The sequence below is a fragment of the Leptothrix discophora genome (assembly GCF_030705305.1).
Lineage (GTDB): Bacteria > Pseudomonadota > Gammaproteobacteria > Burkholderiales > Burkholderiaceae_C > Sphaerotilus > Sphaerotilus discophorus.
In genome coordinates this window covers 215,364-231,396 of the sequence record NZ_JAUZEE010000001.1, presented here as the reverse complement: position 1 = coordinate 231,396, position 16,033 = coordinate 215,364, and the positions used below count along the sequence as shown (strand labels likewise).

Annotated in this window: 15 protein-coding genes and 1 riboswitch; of the genes, 8 read left to right on the top strand and 7 right to left on the bottom strand. The window is 72.6% G+C overall.

Translation table 11 applies throughout. From position 1 onward, the window contains the following. Window positions 1–104: 104 nt before the first annotated feature. From aroE to Q8X39_RS00980, 5 genes are all read left to right on the top strand, one after another. A complete protein-coding gene (aroE, locus tag Q8X39_RS01000; RefSeq protein ID WP_305747766.1) occupies window positions 105–938 on the top strand; it encodes a shikimate dehydrogenase in 834 nt (277 codons plus the stop codon). Between the two features lie 50 nt (window positions 939–988). Further along, window positions 989–1,151, top strand: a riboswitch (TPP riboswitch). 71 nt (window positions 1,152–1,222) lie between these two features. Next, window positions 1,223–2,485: an FAD-dependent oxidoreductase gene (locus tag Q8X39_RS00995; protein ID WP_305747765.1), complete on the top strand. Its 1,263-nt coding sequence runs from the start codon at window positions 1,223–1,225 to the stop codon at window positions 2,483–2,485. Continuing rightward, window positions 2,472–2,711, top strand: coding sequence for a sulfur carrier protein ThiS (gene thiS / locus Q8X39_RS00990; protein WP_305747764.1), 240 nt, complete (start codon window positions 2,472–2,474; stop codon window positions 2,709–2,711). Before Q8X39_RS00995 ends, thiS begins: the two co-directional genes overlap by 14 nt. Before the next feature lie 26 nt (window positions 2,712–2,737). Next, window positions 2,738–3,538 carry a thiazole synthase gene (locus Q8X39_RS00985; protein ID WP_305747763.1) on the top strand — a complete coding sequence of 267 codons (801 nt, stop codon included), beginning with the start codon at window positions 2,738–2,740 and terminating at the stop codon, window positions 3,536–3,538. A gap of 17 nt (window positions 3,539–3,555) precedes the next feature. Beyond that, window positions 3,556–5,238 (top strand): thiamine phosphate synthase, encoded by a 1,683-nt coding sequence (locus tag Q8X39_RS00980; protein WP_305747762.1) that lies wholly within the window; start codon window positions 3,556–3,558, stop codon window positions 5,236–5,238. 27 nt (window positions 5,239–5,265) lie between these two features. Here the strand turns inward: Q8X39_RS00980 and Q8X39_RS00975 are convergent, their stop codons facing one another. Genes Q8X39_RS00975 through Q8X39_RS00960 form a run of 4 tightly spaced genes read right to left on the bottom strand, consistent with a single transcriptional unit; the run spans window position 5,266 to window position 9,598 of the window. Continuing rightward, entirely contained in the window at window positions 5,266–5,880 is a 615-nt protein-coding gene (locus Q8X39_RS00975; RefSeq protein WP_305747761.1) for an NIPSNAP family protein, read from the bottom strand. Between the two features lie 50 nt (window positions 5,881–5,930). Then, the gene (locus tag Q8X39_RS00970) at window positions 5,931–7,538 is read right to left on the bottom strand and encodes an acyl CoA:acetate/3-ketoacid CoA transferase (protein WP_305747760.1); all 1,608 of its coding nucleotides are present in this window, start codon (window positions 7,536–7,538) and stop codon (window positions 5,931–5,933) included. Between the two features lie 10 nt (window positions 7,539–7,548). Then, window positions 7,549–8,712: an acyl-CoA dehydrogenase family protein gene (locus Q8X39_RS00965; RefSeq protein WP_305747759.1), complete on the bottom strand. Its 1,164-nt coding sequence runs from the start codon at window positions 8,710–8,712 to the stop codon at window positions 7,549–7,551. 55 nt (window positions 8,713–8,767) lie between these two features. Then, window positions 8,768–9,598: a shikimate dehydrogenase family protein gene (locus Q8X39_RS00960; protein ID WP_305747758.1), complete on the bottom strand. Its 831-nt coding sequence runs from the start codon at window positions 9,596–9,598 to the stop codon at window positions 8,768–8,770. Between the two features lie 123 nt (window positions 9,599–9,721). On the opposite strand from Q8X39_RS00960, the gene Q8X39_RS00955 reads away from it, so the two are divergent. From Q8X39_RS00955 to Q8X39_RS00945, 3 genes are all read left to right on the top strand, one after another. Beyond that, window positions 9,722–10,603: an IclR family transcriptional regulator gene (locus tag Q8X39_RS00955; protein ID WP_305747757.1), complete on the top strand. Its 882-nt coding sequence runs from the start codon at window positions 9,722–9,724 to the stop codon at window positions 10,601–10,603. 64 nt (window positions 10,604–10,667) lie between these two features. After that, window positions 10,668–12,437, top strand: coding sequence for an FAD-dependent oxidoreductase (locus Q8X39_RS00950; RefSeq protein ID WP_305747756.1), 1,770 nt, complete (start codon window positions 10,668–10,670; stop codon window positions 12,435–12,437). Window positions 12,438–12,528: 91 nt separating this feature from the next. Next, a complete protein-coding gene (locus Q8X39_RS00945; RefSeq protein ID WP_305747755.1) occupies window positions 12,529–13,371 on the top strand; it encodes a sugar phosphate isomerase/epimerase family protein in 843 nt (280 codons plus the stop codon). A gap of 34 nt (window positions 13,372–13,405) precedes the next feature. On the opposite strand, the gene Q8X39_RS00940 is transcribed toward Q8X39_RS00945, so the two are convergent. The 3 genes from Q8X39_RS00940 to Q8X39_RS00930 form a co-directional block, all read right to left on the bottom strand. Next, window positions 13,406–13,747 (bottom strand): BrnA antitoxin family protein, encoded by a 342-nt coding sequence (locus Q8X39_RS00940; protein WP_305747754.1) that lies wholly within the window; start codon window positions 13,745–13,747, stop codon window positions 13,406–13,408. After that, a complete protein-coding gene (locus Q8X39_RS00935; RefSeq protein ID WP_305747753.1) occupies window positions 13,722–14,000 on the bottom strand; it encodes a BrnT family toxin in 279 nt (92 codons plus the stop codon). The genes Q8X39_RS00940 and Q8X39_RS00935 overlap by 26 nt, the downstream gene beginning before the upstream one ends. A gap of 196 nt (window positions 14,001–14,196) precedes the next feature. Then, window positions 14,197–15,981, bottom strand: a complete 1,785-nt coding sequence (locus tag Q8X39_RS00930; protein ID WP_305747752.1) for an FAD-dependent oxidoreductase — start codon at window positions 15,979–15,981, stop codon at window positions 14,197–14,199. Window positions 15,982–16,033 lie beyond the last annotated feature (52 nt).

Here is a 16,033-nt window from a genome sequence, read left to right as displayed (position 1 = left end):
CCGTCCGACCCCTCCCGGCCGCCCCGAGCGGCCTCCTGGAACCACCTGATACACCTGCATCACGCGCCCCGCGATGCGGGCACAGCCACCCGAAGACGCACAAGATGGACCGTTACGTCATCGCCGGTTTTCCGGTCAAGCACAGCCGCTCGCCGGCGATCCACGGCCGCTTCGCCGCCGAGACCGGCGAGCCGGTCCAGTACGACCGCCTGGAGATCGCGCCCGGCGAGTTCGCCACCCAGGTGCGCGAGTTCGCGGCCGCGGGCGGCAAGGGCTGCAACATCACCGTGCCCTACAAGCTCGAAGCCTGGCAGGCGGCGGCACGGCGCACGCCGCGTGCCGAGCTCGCGCACGCGGTCAACACGCTGCGCTTCGATGCCGAGGGCTGGGCCGGCGACAACACCGACGGCGCCGGGCTGGTCCACGACATCACCGTCAACGCCGGCGTGGCGCTGAAGGGCGCGCGCGTGCTGCTGATCGGTGCCGGCGGCGCCGGACTGGGTGCGCTGGGGCCACTGATCGAGGCCGGCGTGGCCGAGCTGGTGATGGTCAACCGCACCGTCGCCAAGGCCGAGGAAGCGGTGGCCCGCCATGCCTCGCTCGCACAGGCTCATGGCGTGAGCCTGCGCGCCGGTGCGCTGGAGGATGCCGGCAGCGGCCACGACGTGGTCGTCAACGCGACCTCGGCCAGCCTGGCCGGCGCCGGCAGCCCGGTGGCGGCCAGCGCGCTGCGCCCCGGCTGCCTGGTGCTGGACATGATGTACGGCCCGGCCGCCCGACCCTTCCTGGCCTGGGCACGCGAGCACGGCGCCGTCACCCGCGATGGCCTGGGCATGCTGGTCGAGCAGGCCGCCGAAGCCTTCCAGTTCTGGCGCGGCGTGCGCCCGTCGACCGACGGCATCCTGGCCGCCCTGCGGGCCGAGGTCGACGCGAGCTGAGGGCCCATCCGCGCCCCGGCTTGCACGCCGCTGCGCGGAACCTGACAATCGCGACCGCTCCGGGGTGCCAACGGTCGATCACCCGACGACCGCTGGCTGAGATGGCCCGCCAAGCCGCCGCGATCAACGTTGTGACGATCGCGACACGCTGCCGCCAAACCCGCTGAACTTGATCCGGCTCGTACCGGCGAAAGAAGAGCGAAGTGCCTGCGCGGCACCGGTCGTCGCCCGACGGCCGGACCGGGCGACCTTCGGAGCCAGACGCTTTCGAAGGACAACGCCCGATGACCCGACCCGATCCCGACCCCTCGCCCCGCCACATCGGCATCGCCGGTGCGGGCGTGCTCGGCCGCCTGGCGGCCTGGGCGCTGGCCCGGGCAGGCCATGCGGTGACGGTGTTCGACCCGGCGGCCTGCCCCGGCGCGCGCCACGACGGTCGCGGCGCGGCCGGGCAGACGGCGGCCGGCATGCTCAGCCCGCTGGCCGAACTGGACAACGCCGGCCCCGAGGTGGCCGAACTCGGCTGGCGTTCGCTGGACCTCTGGCATGCCGTGGCCGCGCAGCTGGCCGCCGATCCCGCGGCCTGCGCGGCCGCTGCACGGGCCCGTCGGACCGGACTGGCGCTGGGCCAGCCGGAGCCTGCGACCGATCTGCCGGACGCGCCAGCCGATGCCTTCGGCCCGATCGGCCTGCGCCGCGCCGGCAGCCTGCTGCTGGCCCACGGCAGCGACCTGGGTGCGGCCGAACGGGTGCTCAACCGCGTGCGCGCCGGGGCCGGTCAGCGGGCCGGCTGGCCGCAGCCTCAAGCCCTGGCGCGCGAGGCGCTGCGCACGCTCGAACCGGCGATCGACCCGTCGCTGCGGGCCTGGCTGCTGCCCGACGAAGGCCAGCTGGTGCCGGCGATGATGCTGGCGGCGCTGGCCGGTGCCAGCCCTGGCGACGTGACCTGGCGATGGGGCACGAACGTTGCCGCCGTCGAACCCGGTCGGCTGCGGATGGCCGATGGCGACGTGCATCGCTGCGACCTGGCGCTGGACCTGCGCGGCCTGGGCGCACGGCCGGAGAGCGGCGCGATGCATGCCGAACGCCCCTGGACCGCCGACCTGCGCGGCGTGCGCGGCGAGCTGGTCTGGCTGCATGCGCCCGGCCTGAGGCTGGACCGGCCGCTGCGCCTGCTGCACCCGCGCCACCGCGTCTACATCGTGCCGCGACCGGGCGAGCGGGTTGTCATCGGCGCCAGCGAGATCGAGAGCGAGGACCGCTCGCCCGCCAGCCTGCGCAGCGCCGTCGAGCTGATGGCTGCCGCCCACAGCGTGCTGCCGGCGCTGGCCGAGGCCCGCATCGTCCACCTGGAAACCAACCTGCGCCCCGCCCTGCCCGACCACGCGCCGCGCACCGATGCGCTCGACGGCCTGCTGCGCATCAACGGCCTGTTCCGGCATGGCTGGCTGATCGCGCCGGCGCTGCTGCACGACGGCCTGCGGGCCTGTGGCGTGGCTTGCGCGCTGGATGACCTGATCGTGGAGAAGACCGATGAACACGCATGAGTCCGCCACCCTGCTGAACCTGACGCTGGACGGCCAGCCGGTCACCGCCCGTGCCGGCAGCACGCTCGCCGAGCTGCTGGCGCAACACCCGTCGATGGCCGAGCTCGCCCCCGAGCGCTACGCCACCGCCGTCGATGGCGTCTTCGTCGCGCGGGCTCACCGCGTGAGCCACATCCTGCAGGACGGCCAGGCCATCAGCGTGTTCCAGGCCATCGTCGGCGGCTGAACACACACGACCCGAAGGACACCCCCATGATCCACGCCCGTTCCTGGACCGCCTACGGCGTCACGCTCGACAGCCGCCTGCTGCTGGGCACCGCCGGCTACCCGTCGCCGCAGGTGCTGCACGAGGCCATCGCGGCCAGCGGCACGCAGGTCGTCACCGTCGGCCTGAAGCGCACGCTCGCGGCGGCCGGCGACAACGGCCACATCGCGGCGATCCAGCGCGCGCTGGTCGAGCGCGGTGCGCGCCTGCTGCCCAACACCGCCGGCTGCCGCACGGCCAACGAGGCGATCACGCTGGCCCACATGGCGCGCGAGCTGTACGGCACGAACTGGCTGAAGCTGGAGGTGGTCGGCGACGAGCACACGCTGCAGCCCGATCCCTGGGGCACGGTCGAGGCCGCCGCCACGCTGGTCCGCGACGGCTTCGCGGTCTTCCCTTACTGCACCGACGACCTCGTGACCTGCCAGCGCCTGCTCGATGCCGGCTGCGAGGTGCTGATGCCCTGGGGCGCGCCGATCGGCTCCGGCCAGGGCCTGATCAACCCCTGGGCGCTGCGCACGCTGCGCGAACGCCTGCCCGACACGGTGCTGATCGTCGATGCCGGCATCGGCGCGCCCTCGCATGCCGCACAGGCGCTTGAACTCGGCTTCGATGCGGTGCTGCTGAACTCGGCCGTCTCGCAGGCCGGCGACCCGGTGCGCATGGCCGCCGCCTTCGGCCAGGCGGTCTCTGCCGGCCGGATCGCCCGCGAGGCCGGCGTGATGGCCGCGCAGGACATGGCCGTGGCCAGCACGCCGGTCGGCGGCCGGCCCTTCCTGATCGGCTGACGGCGATGGCTCCAGCGATGAACCACCCGACCGCCGCCGCGCCCGTCCGTTGGCCGGCCGCCTGGTGCGAGGACCCGACGCTGCGCGCGCTGGCCGCGGCCTGCGGCATCACGCTGCAGGCCGATGCCGAGATCGCCCAGCCGCACATCGGCACGGTCCGCCTCGAAGCCCCCGTGCTGGCCGACGATGGCCGCTGCCTGCGGCTGGACACGCCGCAGGCCCGCGGCCGGCTCTGGCTGTCGACGCCGGTCCAGCCCGACGCGGTCGGCCAGCGTGTCGTCGCTGCGGCCCATTCGGCCGCACTGGCGCGTGGCTACGTCGAGGCCGATGCCGGCGTGATCGCCGCGATGGCGCTGCAGGCGGTCGCCCGTGGCGCCGATGCCCTGACCTTCATGCAGCAGGCCGACACGCTGCCGATGCTCGATGGCCACGACGATGTCGAGCCACCGGCACCGCACCCGGCACCGCCCTTCGGACCCGGCCTGTACGCGCTGGCCGATGACGCGGCGCGGGTCGATCCCATCCTGGCCAGGGCCAGCGACGACCTCTGCGCGCTGCAGCTGCGCATCAAGCGAGAGGCGCATGCCGGGCTGGACGATGCGGCCTTCGAGGCCCACGTGCGTGCCCAGGCCACGCAGGCCGCCGACGCGCTGCTGGCGCACCGTGCCGCCCGGCATGTCGTGCTGGTCATCAACGACCACTGGCGCGTGGCCGGCCAGCTGATCACCGCCTGGCGGGACGACCCGCGCCGCTCGGCCGTGCGCATCGGCGTCCACCTGGGGCAGGAAGACCTGGCCGCGCTGGGCCGTGTCGGCCGTGCCGAGCTGATGGCGATGCTGCAGGCCGACCCGCAGCGGCCGGTCGCGCTGGGCCTGAGCTCGCACAGCCTGTGGGAACTCGCCCGGGCCCGCGCGATGGGGCCGGCGGTGATTGCCTGCGGCCCCGTCTGGCCGACGTTGACCAAGGCCATGCCGTGGCGGCCACAGGGCCTGGACAACCTGGCCTGGTGGTCGGCCATGGCCGGCGTGCCGGTGGTCGCGATCGGCGGCATCCTGAGCCCCGAGCAGCTGCGCTCGGCCGCCGCAGCAGGCGCGCCAGTGGCCTGCCTGGTGCGGGCCTTGAGCGATGAGGGGCTGGCGCAGTGGTCGGCCTGGCAGGACGCCTGGCGCGACGGCCGGCGCGCGGCGGCCGGCAAGGGCCACGCGGCCATCGGCTGGCCGCATCCGAGCCTGCCTGGGCCGTTCGACGAGGCTGCAGCAGCGGCGGCCACGCCGCGCCGCAAGGCCACGCCGGCCGATCCGAACAAGTTCCGGGTCGAGAACCGGCCCAGCGCGATCGACGGCACCGGCGCCTTCGCCGGCGAGGACATCCCGGCCTACAAGAAGATCGGCGAGATCCGCGGCGAGGCCATCAGCGTGCGCGAGGCCCGCCAGCGGGTGAAGGGCCAGGCCCGCATCATGATGGTGGAGATCAGCGACCGGCGCGCCATCGACGCGACGCATTCGAGCGACCCGCTGCGCTACACCAACCACGCCTGCCAGCCCAACACCGTGCTGCGCATCCGTGGCGGCCGGGTCGAGCTCTATGCGATGCGCGCGATCAAGGCCGGCGAGGAACTCACCGCCGACTACGGCGAGACCCACCACGAGGGCAAGCTGGTCTGCCGCTGCGGCTTGCCGAACTGCCGAGGCTCGCTCTGAGCCCTGCGGCAAGGCCGGAGACCGGCCTCACGTCATCGGCGAGAACGGCGTCGGTGCGCAGACCCAGGACGTCATGGTCGTCAGCGAGGCCGGTCCGCCCTTCGGTGGCCAGACGCCCTGCTTGACCGCCTCGGCGCGGACCTGCGAGCGCTGCTCCAGGCTCTCGTAGGCCCAGATGTTCAGGAAGCGCGGCTGCTCGCCGTCCAGTGCGGTGAAGGCGCCGACCAGCGGGGACATCGCGTGGCGGGCCGGCACGGCGTCCTGCCAGGCCCCGATCGTCTGGCCCAGCAGGCCCTGGCGCAGGCCGTAGGTGCGGAACTCGTACCAGCGGCCGTGCGCGCCGGGTTGCGGCTGCGGCAGGAAGGGGAACAGCGCGTAGCTCTCCGACCGCAGCGAGACCAGCGACTCGGCGCAGCCCAGCGGATCGGTCGACAGCAGCAGCTTCTGGCGCGCCGCGACCAGCGCGTTGGCATCGTCGAACTCGCGCAGGATCAGCACGCGGCTCAGTTCGCCGATGTCCGACGCGAAGGCACCGATCAGCCGGCCGCCGGCCTCGGGCAAGGCCTTTTCGAGCGCCGCGTAGACGGCCGCGTTGCTGAAGACCTTGATCTCGAGCGTGGTGACTTCATGGAGGGTCGACATGGGGAAGGTCCGATCAACAGGGGGAAAAGTCGAAGTTGGCGACGGCGGGTTCAGGCCGTCGCACGCGAGCGCGTCGCCCGCGAGGTCAGTGAGCCGAAGCCGTCGTCGTCGCGCAGGAAATGCGAGGCCGGCATGACCCGCAGGTCGGCCGCGATGCGCGGGGCGAAGTCCATCTGGTCGAGCACGTCGCGCTGCAGGTCGATGCCCGGCGCGATCTCGAACAGCTCGACCCCGCCGTCGACCAGCCGGAAGCTCGCGCGCTCGGTCAGGTAGAGCGCGGTCTGGCCGCGCTGCAGCGCCTGCGGGCCGCTGAAGGTGATCTGCTCGACCGCACGCACGAGCTTGCGGACCTGGCCCTGGCGGAGCACGCGCATCTGGCCGTCGCCGGTCTGCAGCTGCACGCCCTTGGCCGCGAAGGTGCCGCAGAACACGACCTTGCGGGCGTTCTGGGCGATGTCGATGAAGCCGCCCGGGCCGACCGCCAGGCCGCCGAGCTTGGACACGTTGACGTTGCCCAGCGCGTCGAATTCCCCGAAGCCCAGGAAGGCCAGTTGCAGGCCGCCGCCGCCGTAGAAGTCGAACTGCGTCGGCGCGTCGAGCATCGCGCTGGCATTGCGGGCATAGCCGAACAGCACGCCGTCGAGCAGGCTGCCGCCGTAGGTGCCGTGCTCGATCGTCTGGTGGATGCGGCCGAGTTCGCCGCGCCGCACCACCAGCTTGGCGACCGCGTCGGGCACGCCCACGCCGTAGTTGACGACCACGCCGTCGACCAGCTCGCAGGCGGCACGCCGGGCCACCGCGAGGCGTTCGCTGAAGGGCTCGTCGGGCAGCGACTCGGCCACCGCCGCCGCGCGGGCCGCGCCGGTCAGCTCGCCCGACAGGCTGGCGTCGAAGGGGATGTCGTAGCTGGTGCGCTGGTCCGGGTCGACCACGATCGCATCGACCCAGGACGCCGGGATGCGGACCTCGCGGGCCTTCAGCGCGCCACGCGGCAGGCGCTCGCGGACCTGCACGATGACGCGGCCGCCGCTGTTGCGCGCGGCCAGGGCAATGGCCTGCGCATCGAGGTTGGCGGCCTCGTGCTCGAAGCTGATGTGGCCGTCCTCGTCGGCGGCCGAAGCCCGCACGATCGCGACGTCGACGCGGTAGGGCTTGTAGCGCAGGTACTCGCGGCCATCGAGCGTGATGACCTCGGCCAGCTCGTCGCGGGCGGCCTCGTTCATGCGCCCGCCGCCGTGGCGCGGGTCGCAGACGGTGCCCAGGCCGACGTGCGTGATCAGGCCCGGCTGGCCGGCACCGATGGCCCGGAACAGCTGCGAGGACACGCCGCCCGGCAGGATGTAGGCCTCGATGCGGTTGTCGCGCGCGAGCTGCTGCAGTCGCGGTGACCAGACCCAGTGGCCGCCGATCACCTTGCGCACCAGCCCTTCATGGGCGAAGCAGTTCATGCCGCGCGTGGCCTTGTCGCCGATGCCCAGCGCATGCACCGCCGTCAGGCCGCGCGGCGCGCCGGTCGAGAGGAAGCGGCGCTCGATGGCCTGGAAGACGCAGGTCGCCTCCATCAGGCCGCCACCGCCGCCCATCAGCGCGACGGTCGCGCCGTCGGGGATCAGCGCGGCGGCGTCGTCCGCGCTCATGAACTTGTCGTGGGGACTCATCGTCTGGGTCTCAGCGGTGCACGTCGTACAGCGCCGCGCCCTTCTTGCCCAGGCTGCGCGCGATGACGGTGCGGTGGATCTCCGAGGTGCCGTCGAAGATGCGGTAGATGCGGGCGTCGCGGTAGTAGCGCTCGATGGGCAGCTCCTTGCAGAAGCCCATGCCGCCGAAGACCTGCACCGCCCGGTCGACCACCCGGCCCAGCGTCTCGGCCGCATGCACCTTGACCATCGCGATGTGGTCGCGGGCATCGAGGCCGGCGTCGATCATCCAGGCCGACTGCCAGACCATCAGGCGCGCAGCGTTGACCTCGATGACGCTGTCGGCCAGCATCTGCTGGATCATCTGGAAGTCGGCGATGCGCGTGCCGAACTGCTTGCGGTCCTGCGCGTAGGCGCTCATCTGTTCGAGCACATGCGTGGCCTTGCCGACCGCCCGGGCACCGACCTGCGCGAGCCGCACCACGTTGAGTGCGCCCATCGCCAGCTTGAAGCCCTGGCCCTCGGCGCCCAGCAGCGTCAGCGGTTCCAGCACCACGTTGTCGAAGAACAGCTCGACGTGCGGCGTGCCGCGCAGGCCCATCATCTTCTGGTCCTTGCCGACGGTGAAACCGGGCAGGCCCTTGTCGACCATGAACATGCTGATCTCGCGCTCGCCGGTGCGGGCCGAGACCAGGAAGAAGTCGCTCCACAGGCCGTCGCTGATGAAGTGCTTGCCGCCATTGAGCACCCAGTTGCCGTCGGCATCGCGGCGCGCCGTGGTCCTGATGCCCTGCGCATCGGAGCCCGCGCCCGGCTCGGTGATCGCGATGGCGCAGGTGCGGCGGCCTTCGACCGCCGGCTTCAGCCAGCGCTCGACCTGTTCACCGCGGCATTCGAGCAGCGGCTCGTAGACGTTGCCGAAGGCGCGCCGGATCAGCAGGTCGGAGGTGTGACCGAACTGCTCCTCGCAGAGGATGCGGTCCAGCGTCGACAGGCCACCGCCGCCCAGCTCGGCCGGCATGTTCAGCGCGTACAGGCCCAGGCTGCGCGACCTCTCGAACACGGCGGTCGCGGTCGCGTCGTCGAGCTCGCCGTCGGCCTCCAGGCGCTCTTCCAGCGGCTGCAGTTCTTCGCGGATGAATCGACGCACGGTGTCGATCATCATCTTCTGTTCGTCGTTGAGGGAGAAGTCCATCGCGGGTCCGGGAGTCTGTGGGTGGGGTGAGAGGTCGCCAGCGGGCCGTGCCCGGTCAGGCCAGGTAGAAGTCGACCATGCGGTCGCGCACGGCCTCGAACATGCCGATGCCGGTGAGGGTGGCGCAGCCGCGCGCGCGGGCCGCCTCGATCAGCGGCGGCAGGGCCGGCTGGGTGACGACGTCGCTGACGAAGGTCGTCACGGCCAGCTTCGAGACATCGACCGGCAGCGGGTCGGTGGGCTTCATGCCCAGCGGCGTGGCGTTGGTGACGAGGTCGTAGCCGGTCGGGTCGGCGCTGCCGATGCCCAGCGCCAGCGCCTGGGCGTGGCCGGCGGCATAGCGGCGCAGCTTGTCGGCCAGCGCCTCGCGCCGGGCCGCATCGGCATCCAACAGGTCCAGCGCGGCCACGCCGGCATCGACCAGCGCATGCGCGATCGCCGAGCCCGCCCCCCCGGCACCGACCAGCAGCGCACGCCGGCCGGCCAGCACCGCGCCGGCGGAACGCATGCCCGCCACATGGCCGTCGCCATCGCACATGTCGCCGGTCCAGCCACCGCTGGGCGCATGCCGGCGCAGGATGTTGACCGCGCCGATCGAGCGGGCGCGCGGCGTCAGCTCGTCGCACAGCGGCAGCACCGCGAACTTGTGCGGCACGGTGACGATGATCCCGTCGACGTTGCGCTGCAGCCGGATCGCCGCGCACCAGTCGGCCAGGTGTTCGGGCGCGACATGGGCCGGCACGCAGACCGCGTCCGCGCCCCGGGCCTGCATCAGCCTGGTCACGCCGGACGGCGACTTCACCTGCGCGATCGGATCGCCGACGATGTAGATCACGCGGGTGGCACCGCTGTAGCGGCTCAGGAAGGCGTCTTCGTTCATGGCCATGACAGGGGCCGTCGCAGCGGCCGTTTGTGTTCGTTCGGATCAGTATAAATGGACTTTCGTTCAAATGTGGAATAGCATTCCGGAAACAGGAGTGGTGATGATGAACCCGACGATGGAGCAGCCATGTCCGGCGTGATGCAGAGAACCCTGGCGATCCTGGAACGGCTCGCCACCGAGGTGCAGGGCGTGCCGCTGGCCACGCTGGCCGACGAGCTGGACATCCCGCGCAGCGCCGCCCATCGCCTGCTGATGGAACTCGGCGAGCTGGGCTGGGTGCGCCAGTCGCGCGAGCGCGGCGACTACATGCTGACCACCAAGCTGGTGTCGATGGGTCTGAACTACCTCAAGGCCTCCGGCGCGATCGACCTCTGCCAGCCCATCCTCGACCGGCTGGCCGAGGCCAGCGGCGAGCTGGTGCGGCTGGGCGTCGTCGACGTCGACCACATCACCTGGGTCTCGCTGTCGCAGGGCACCCGCTCGGGCCTGCGCTACGACCCAGACCAGGGCATCGACGTGAAGCTGTCGTGCACGGCCTCCGGCATCGCCTGGCTGTCGACGCTGCCGGAAGACGACGCGATCGCGCTGGTCAGCCGCCAGGGCCTGGGCCTGCCACCGGCCTACGGGCCGAACGCGCCCAGCTCGATGCAGGCGGTGCTCAAGCTGGTCCGGCAGGTCCGCAAGCAGGGCTATGCGGTGACCTGCGAGACCTACGCGCCCGGCCTGAACGCGATGTCGACCGCGCTGGTGCCCTCGGGCAAGGGCGCGGTCGGCGTGCTGGCGATGTCCGGTCCGGCCGTGCGGCTGACCGAGGCCAAGATGCAGCAATGGGCCCCCGAGCTGCTGGCCGCCGCCAGTGACCTGGCCGGCATCAGCGCGGCCTCGCCGCTGTTCAACCGGGCCTATGCGCCGGCCCAGCCCAGTCCCGTTGCCATCGATGCCGAGCCGGCCGCCCGCGCGACCGCCAGGCCCGCTGCCGCGACGCGTGCGGCGAGCCGATCGCGATGAACGTTCGCGATGAACGTTCGTACTGAACGATCGCGCTGAACGATCACGCTGAATCCTTGCCACGATGAGTCCTGCCACGCGATCCGGCCCGTCGGCGCCGACCGCCCTGCCCGACCGTTGCGACCTGCTGGTCGTCGGCTCCGGCGCCGGCGCCCTCTCCGCCGCCGTGACCGCCGCCCACCTCGGCCTGAAGGTCGTCGTGATCGAGAAGGAGCCGCTGTTCGGCGGCACCACCGCCTGGTCGGGCGGCTGGATGTGGGTGCCGCGCAACCCGCTGGCCCGCGCGGCCGGCATCCACGAGGACCCGGAAGCCCCGCGCCGCTACCTGCGCGAGATCCTGGGCGAGCGCTTCGACGCGGCCCGCATCGATGCCTTCCTGGCCCATGCGCCGGCGATGGTGCAGTTCCACCTCGACCACACCGCCCTGCGCTTCATCGACGGCAACCGCATCCCCGACTTCCATGGCCGCGTGCCGGGTGCGGCGGAGGGCGGGCGTTCGGTCTGTGCCGCGCCCTTCGATGCCGCGCGCCTGGGCCGCCCGCTGCTGGCCCGGCTGCGGCCGCCGCGCGACATCCTCAGCTGGCTGGGCATGAGCATCGGCAGCGACCTGCGCCACTTCATGCGCGCCAACCGGGCCTGGGACTCCTTCGTCTACGTCGCCGGTCGTCTGCTGCGGCATGCGATCGACCATCTCACGCATGGCCAGGGCCGCCTGCGCATGGGCGGGAACGCCCTCGCCGCCGCGCTGCTGGCCTCGGCCCGCGAGGCCGGCGTGACGCTGCTGCACGGGCATGCGGCGCTGGCCCTGACCCGCGCGGCGGACGGCCGCGTCACCGGTGCGCGCGTGCGCAGGCCCGATGGACACGAGCAGGTCGTCGAGGCGAACCGTGGCGTCGTGCTGGCCACCGGCGGCTTCCCGCACGACACGGCGCGCAAGGCCGCGCTGTTCCGGCATGCGCCGACCGGCCGCGAGCACGTCAGCGCCGCGCCGCCCTGCAACACCGGCGACGGCCTGCGCATGGCCGAGGCCGCCGGTGCCCACATCGACACCACCGTGGCCCACGCGGGAGCCTGGGCGCCGGTTTCGCTGCTGCCACGGTCGGACGGCCGGCTCGACGCCTTCGTTCACCTGGCCGAACGCGGCAAGCCCGGCCTGATCGCGGTCGATGCCCGCGGCCGACGTTTCGCCGACGAGGCCGGCAATTACCACAGCTTCATGCGCGGCCTGTTCGACCGCCTGGGCGAATCCAGCGCCCGGCCCGGCCAGCCGCTGCAGGCCTGGCTGATCTGCGACCACCGCTTCCAGCGCCGTTACGGCCTGGGTCATAGCAAGCCCTGGCCCTTCCCGCTCGCGCCCTGGCTGCGCAACGGCTACCTGCAGCGCGCCGACAGCCTGGCAGCACTGGCGCGTCGCTGCGGCATCGATCCGGCCGGCCTGGTCGACGAGGTGGCCGGCTACAACGTGCATGCCCGCGAAGGCCGGGACCCGGCCTGGGGCCGCGGCGAGATCGCCTACGACCGCCTGCAGGGCGACGCCGAACACGCCGGCCCCAACCCCTGCGTCGCGCCGATCGGGCACGGCCCCTGGTACGCGCTGCGCATCGTGCCGGGCAGCCTGGGCACCTTCGCCGGCCTCGCCGCCGACGCGCAGGCCCGCGTGCTCGATGCCGACGGCGCGGTCATCCCCGGCCTCTACACCGCCGGCAACGACATGGCCAGCCTGATGGGCGGTCACTACCCCAGCGGCGGCATCACGCTGGGTCCGGCGATGACCTTCGGCTACATCCTGGCGCACCACGCGGCCGGCCAGCCACTGCCGCCGCCCGCCACCTGAGACACGCCACCTGAGACACGCCCACCCCGCGCGGAAGCGCCGATGGCATCGGCCTCCCCGACGATCCACCGTCCGCTACAAGAGCCTTGCCATGTCCCGTCGCTACTCCCTCGCCCAGCTGATGGCCCTGCCGCTGAACCCGGCGCAGATGGTCCGCCTGGCCGCCGCCACCGGCTGCGCCGCCGCCGGCATCCGGCTGCTGCCCGCCGCACCCGGCGGCCTGCACCACCCGCTGATGGACGACCCGGCCGGCCAGCGCGAGGCGCTGGCGGCGATCCGCGACACCGGCGTGCAGGTGCTGGACCTGGAGGTGGTGCGCCTGGACGCCGACTTCGAGGCCTCCCGCTACGAGGCCTTCCTGGCCTGCGGCGCGGGCCTGGGCGCAGCCCACGTGCTGGTCGCGGGCGATGACCCGGACGAGGCCCGCCTGACCGCGTCCTACGCCGCCTTCTGCGAGGCGGCCGCCCGCCACGGCCTCAGCGCCGACCTCGAGTTCATGCCCTGGACCGCCGTGCCGACGCTGGCTGCCGCGCAGCGCATCGTCGCGGCGGTTGACCAGCCCAACGCGGCGGTGCTGTTCGATGCGCTGCACGTGGCGCGTTCGCCGAGCCGCATCGAGGACCTGGCCGGCTGGCCGCGCCAGCGCCTGAACTACGCCCAGATCTGCGACGGCCGGGTGCCCGGTCCGACCACGGTGGCCGGCCTGATCCACGACGCCCGCTGCGAGCGCCTGCTGCCGGGCGAAGGCGACATCGACCTGGTCGACCTGTTCTCGCGCCTGCCGGCCGACCTGACGATCAGCATCGAGGTGCCGAGCGAATCACGCGCCCCGGCGATGGGCTACGAGGCATGGGCCCGCCTGGCCATCGCGGCGACCGACCGGGTGCTGGCGCAGGCCGATGAACGTCGGGCCGCCAGGGTGGGCCCGCGCTGAGGGGTGCTTGGGCACGGCCTGGGTCGAGGCCCGTTCAACCCGACGTGTCCTCGCCGTCGGCCTGCACCCGCGCCACATGCGCCTTCAGCACCTCGTCCATGCGGGTCTGCCAGCCTTCGCCAGTCGACTTGAAGAAGTCGATCACCTCGGGGCTGTAGCGCACCGAGACCAGCACCTTCGGGCGGGCCAGCGGCGGACGGCCGCGCAGGGCGCTGTAGGGGACCATCGCGTCGATCTGCTCGTCGGTGAGCAGGACCGTGTCGGGATCGGCCAAGGCAGCGGCAGTGATTTCGGCATCCTCTTCCGGGGTCGGAACGCGCACCCGCTGTCCGCTCCGGGTGACGATGTATTCAGCGCCGTCCTTCTTCTTCGTCATGGCGTTTCACCTCGCGTTCGTTGGCCTTGCGCAGGCTGATGATTCGGCGGGATTCGTCCCGGTCGACGAAGACCACGACATGCAGCCGTCCCGACAGCGAGACGTGCCCCACCACGCGCGGCTCGAGATGCGCCCAGCGCGGGTCGAACCAGTAGCGTCCTCGGCCCCAGTCCAGCGCCGCCGCCTGATCTAGGCTGATGCCATGCTTGAACCGGTTGGTCTCGTCCTTGTTCGGATCGAATTCGATCTGCATCTTTATTGTAGCTACGACAATTCAGATGCCGGATCCCCTCCTTCGGATGAGGCAGACGGACCGGCCCGGCGCCGCGTCGGGGTGACGGGGCGTGCGGGCCATGGTTGACGAGCGGGCGGGAGAGCGCCCTCCCCCTGAGGAGGGCACCCGAAGGGACGGGTGAGGCGGGCGGGCCGGTGCCTGCCGGCCCGAAGGGTCACGCCGCTGCTGTGGCCCGCGCCACGGCGTCGCGGGCGGCGAGGTAGCCGAAGACCATGCCTGGGCCGATCGTGATGCCGGGACCCGGGTAGGTGCCGCCCATGATGGACTGGGCATCGTTGCCGACCGCGTAGAGGCCGGCGATGGGCGTGCCCTGGGCATCCAGCACGCGGGCGCGGTCGTCGGTCTGCAGACCGACCGCCGCGCCGATGTCGCCCGGCACGACCTGGACCGCGTAGTACGGCCCGGTCGCCAGCGCACCGAGGTTGGGGTTGCGGCCCGGCCAGGTCGCGTCGCCGATGTTGCGCTGGTAGGCCGTCGTGCCGCGCTGGAAGTCGGGGTCAAGGCCGGCCTCGGCATGGCGGTTGTGGGTGGCCACGGTGGCTTCCAGCGTGGCGGCGTCCACCCCGATGCGCACGGCGAGTTCGGCCAGCGTCGCGCCGGTGCGCAGGTAGCCATCGGCGAGGAAGGCCGCCAGCCCACCGCCGCCAGGGCGGACCATGCCCAGGCCGTGGCGCTTGAGCGCCGCCGCATCGCAGACGATCCACGACGGCAGCGCCGCACCGGCACCGAGATCGCCGCGTTCGCTGCGGCGCTGCTCGGCCTGCATCGCCAGACCGTAGCGGTGGTAGGAGGTGCTCTCGTTGAGGTAGCGCCGGCCGGCCTGGTTGATCGTCAGCATGCCGGGCTTGGCGCGGTCCATCACGAAATGTGGGAAGACGGCCGTGCTGCCGTCCGGACGCCGGCGCAGCGACACCGGTGCCCAGAAGGCCGGGCTGGCCGCACCTTCGCCGTGACGGGCGCCCAGCTGCAGGGCCAGCGCCTGGGCCTGGCCGGTGTGGCCGGGTGCGCCGGGGCACCAGTCCATCGGGATGCCGGGCAGCATGCGCGCGCGCCACTGCGGGTCGCGGTTGATGCCGCCGCTGGACAGCACGAGACCGCCCCGCACGCGCACGCGCCGGGTCGCGCTGCCGGCCTCAAGCGTGATCGCCTCGATCGCGCGAGGCCCGTGTTCATCGGCCGTCCCGCCCGCCTCGACATGGATCTCGCGCATTTGCGTGTGCAGCAGCAGCGTCACGTTCGGGCGTTGCGCCAGCGAGTGCAGCAGCCGCCCGACCAGCGCGTTGCCCATCACCAGCCGGGTGCCGCGCGGGTGGCTCAGGCGGTCGACCGCATGGCGGCCGACGATGCCGATGGCGTGCCGGAGCGAGGCCAGCGAGCGCCCCATCGCCAGCAGGTGGTTGATGTCGGTGCGGTCGACCATCATGCCGCCCAGCACGGTGAACTCGGGAATGGGTGGACGCAGCGCGCCGAACAGCGCGCCGAGTCGGCGGCCGTCGAAGGGCAGCGGCTCCAGCGCCCGGCCGCGCAAGGTTGCGCCCTCGATGTCGGACTCGTAGTCCGGATGGGTCGCGTAGGGCCGGTAGTGGACCTCGGTGTGCTGCTCGAAGCGCTCGACCGCCTCGGCGCCATGGGCCAGGAAGGCGCGCCGCAGCGCGGCATCCGCATGCAGGCCGACGACCCGGTCGAGGTAGCCCTCGGCCTGCGCGAGGCTGTCCTCGCCAGGCACCGACCGGGCATGGCGGGTGCACGGGATCCAGGTCGTGCCGGCCGACCAGGCGGTGGTGCCGCCGACGTAGCCGGTGCGCTCGACCACCAGCACCCGCGCCCCGTCGATCGCCCCATGCAGCGCGGCCGACAGGCCGGCGCCACCGGCACCGATCACGACCAGGTCGTAGGCCGCGTCCGAGGGCAGCGACGGAAGGGTTTGCAGCAGCGACATGGGGCGCGTCCGGTGCAGAACCGGAATGAAATACAATATTGGAATTGTATTC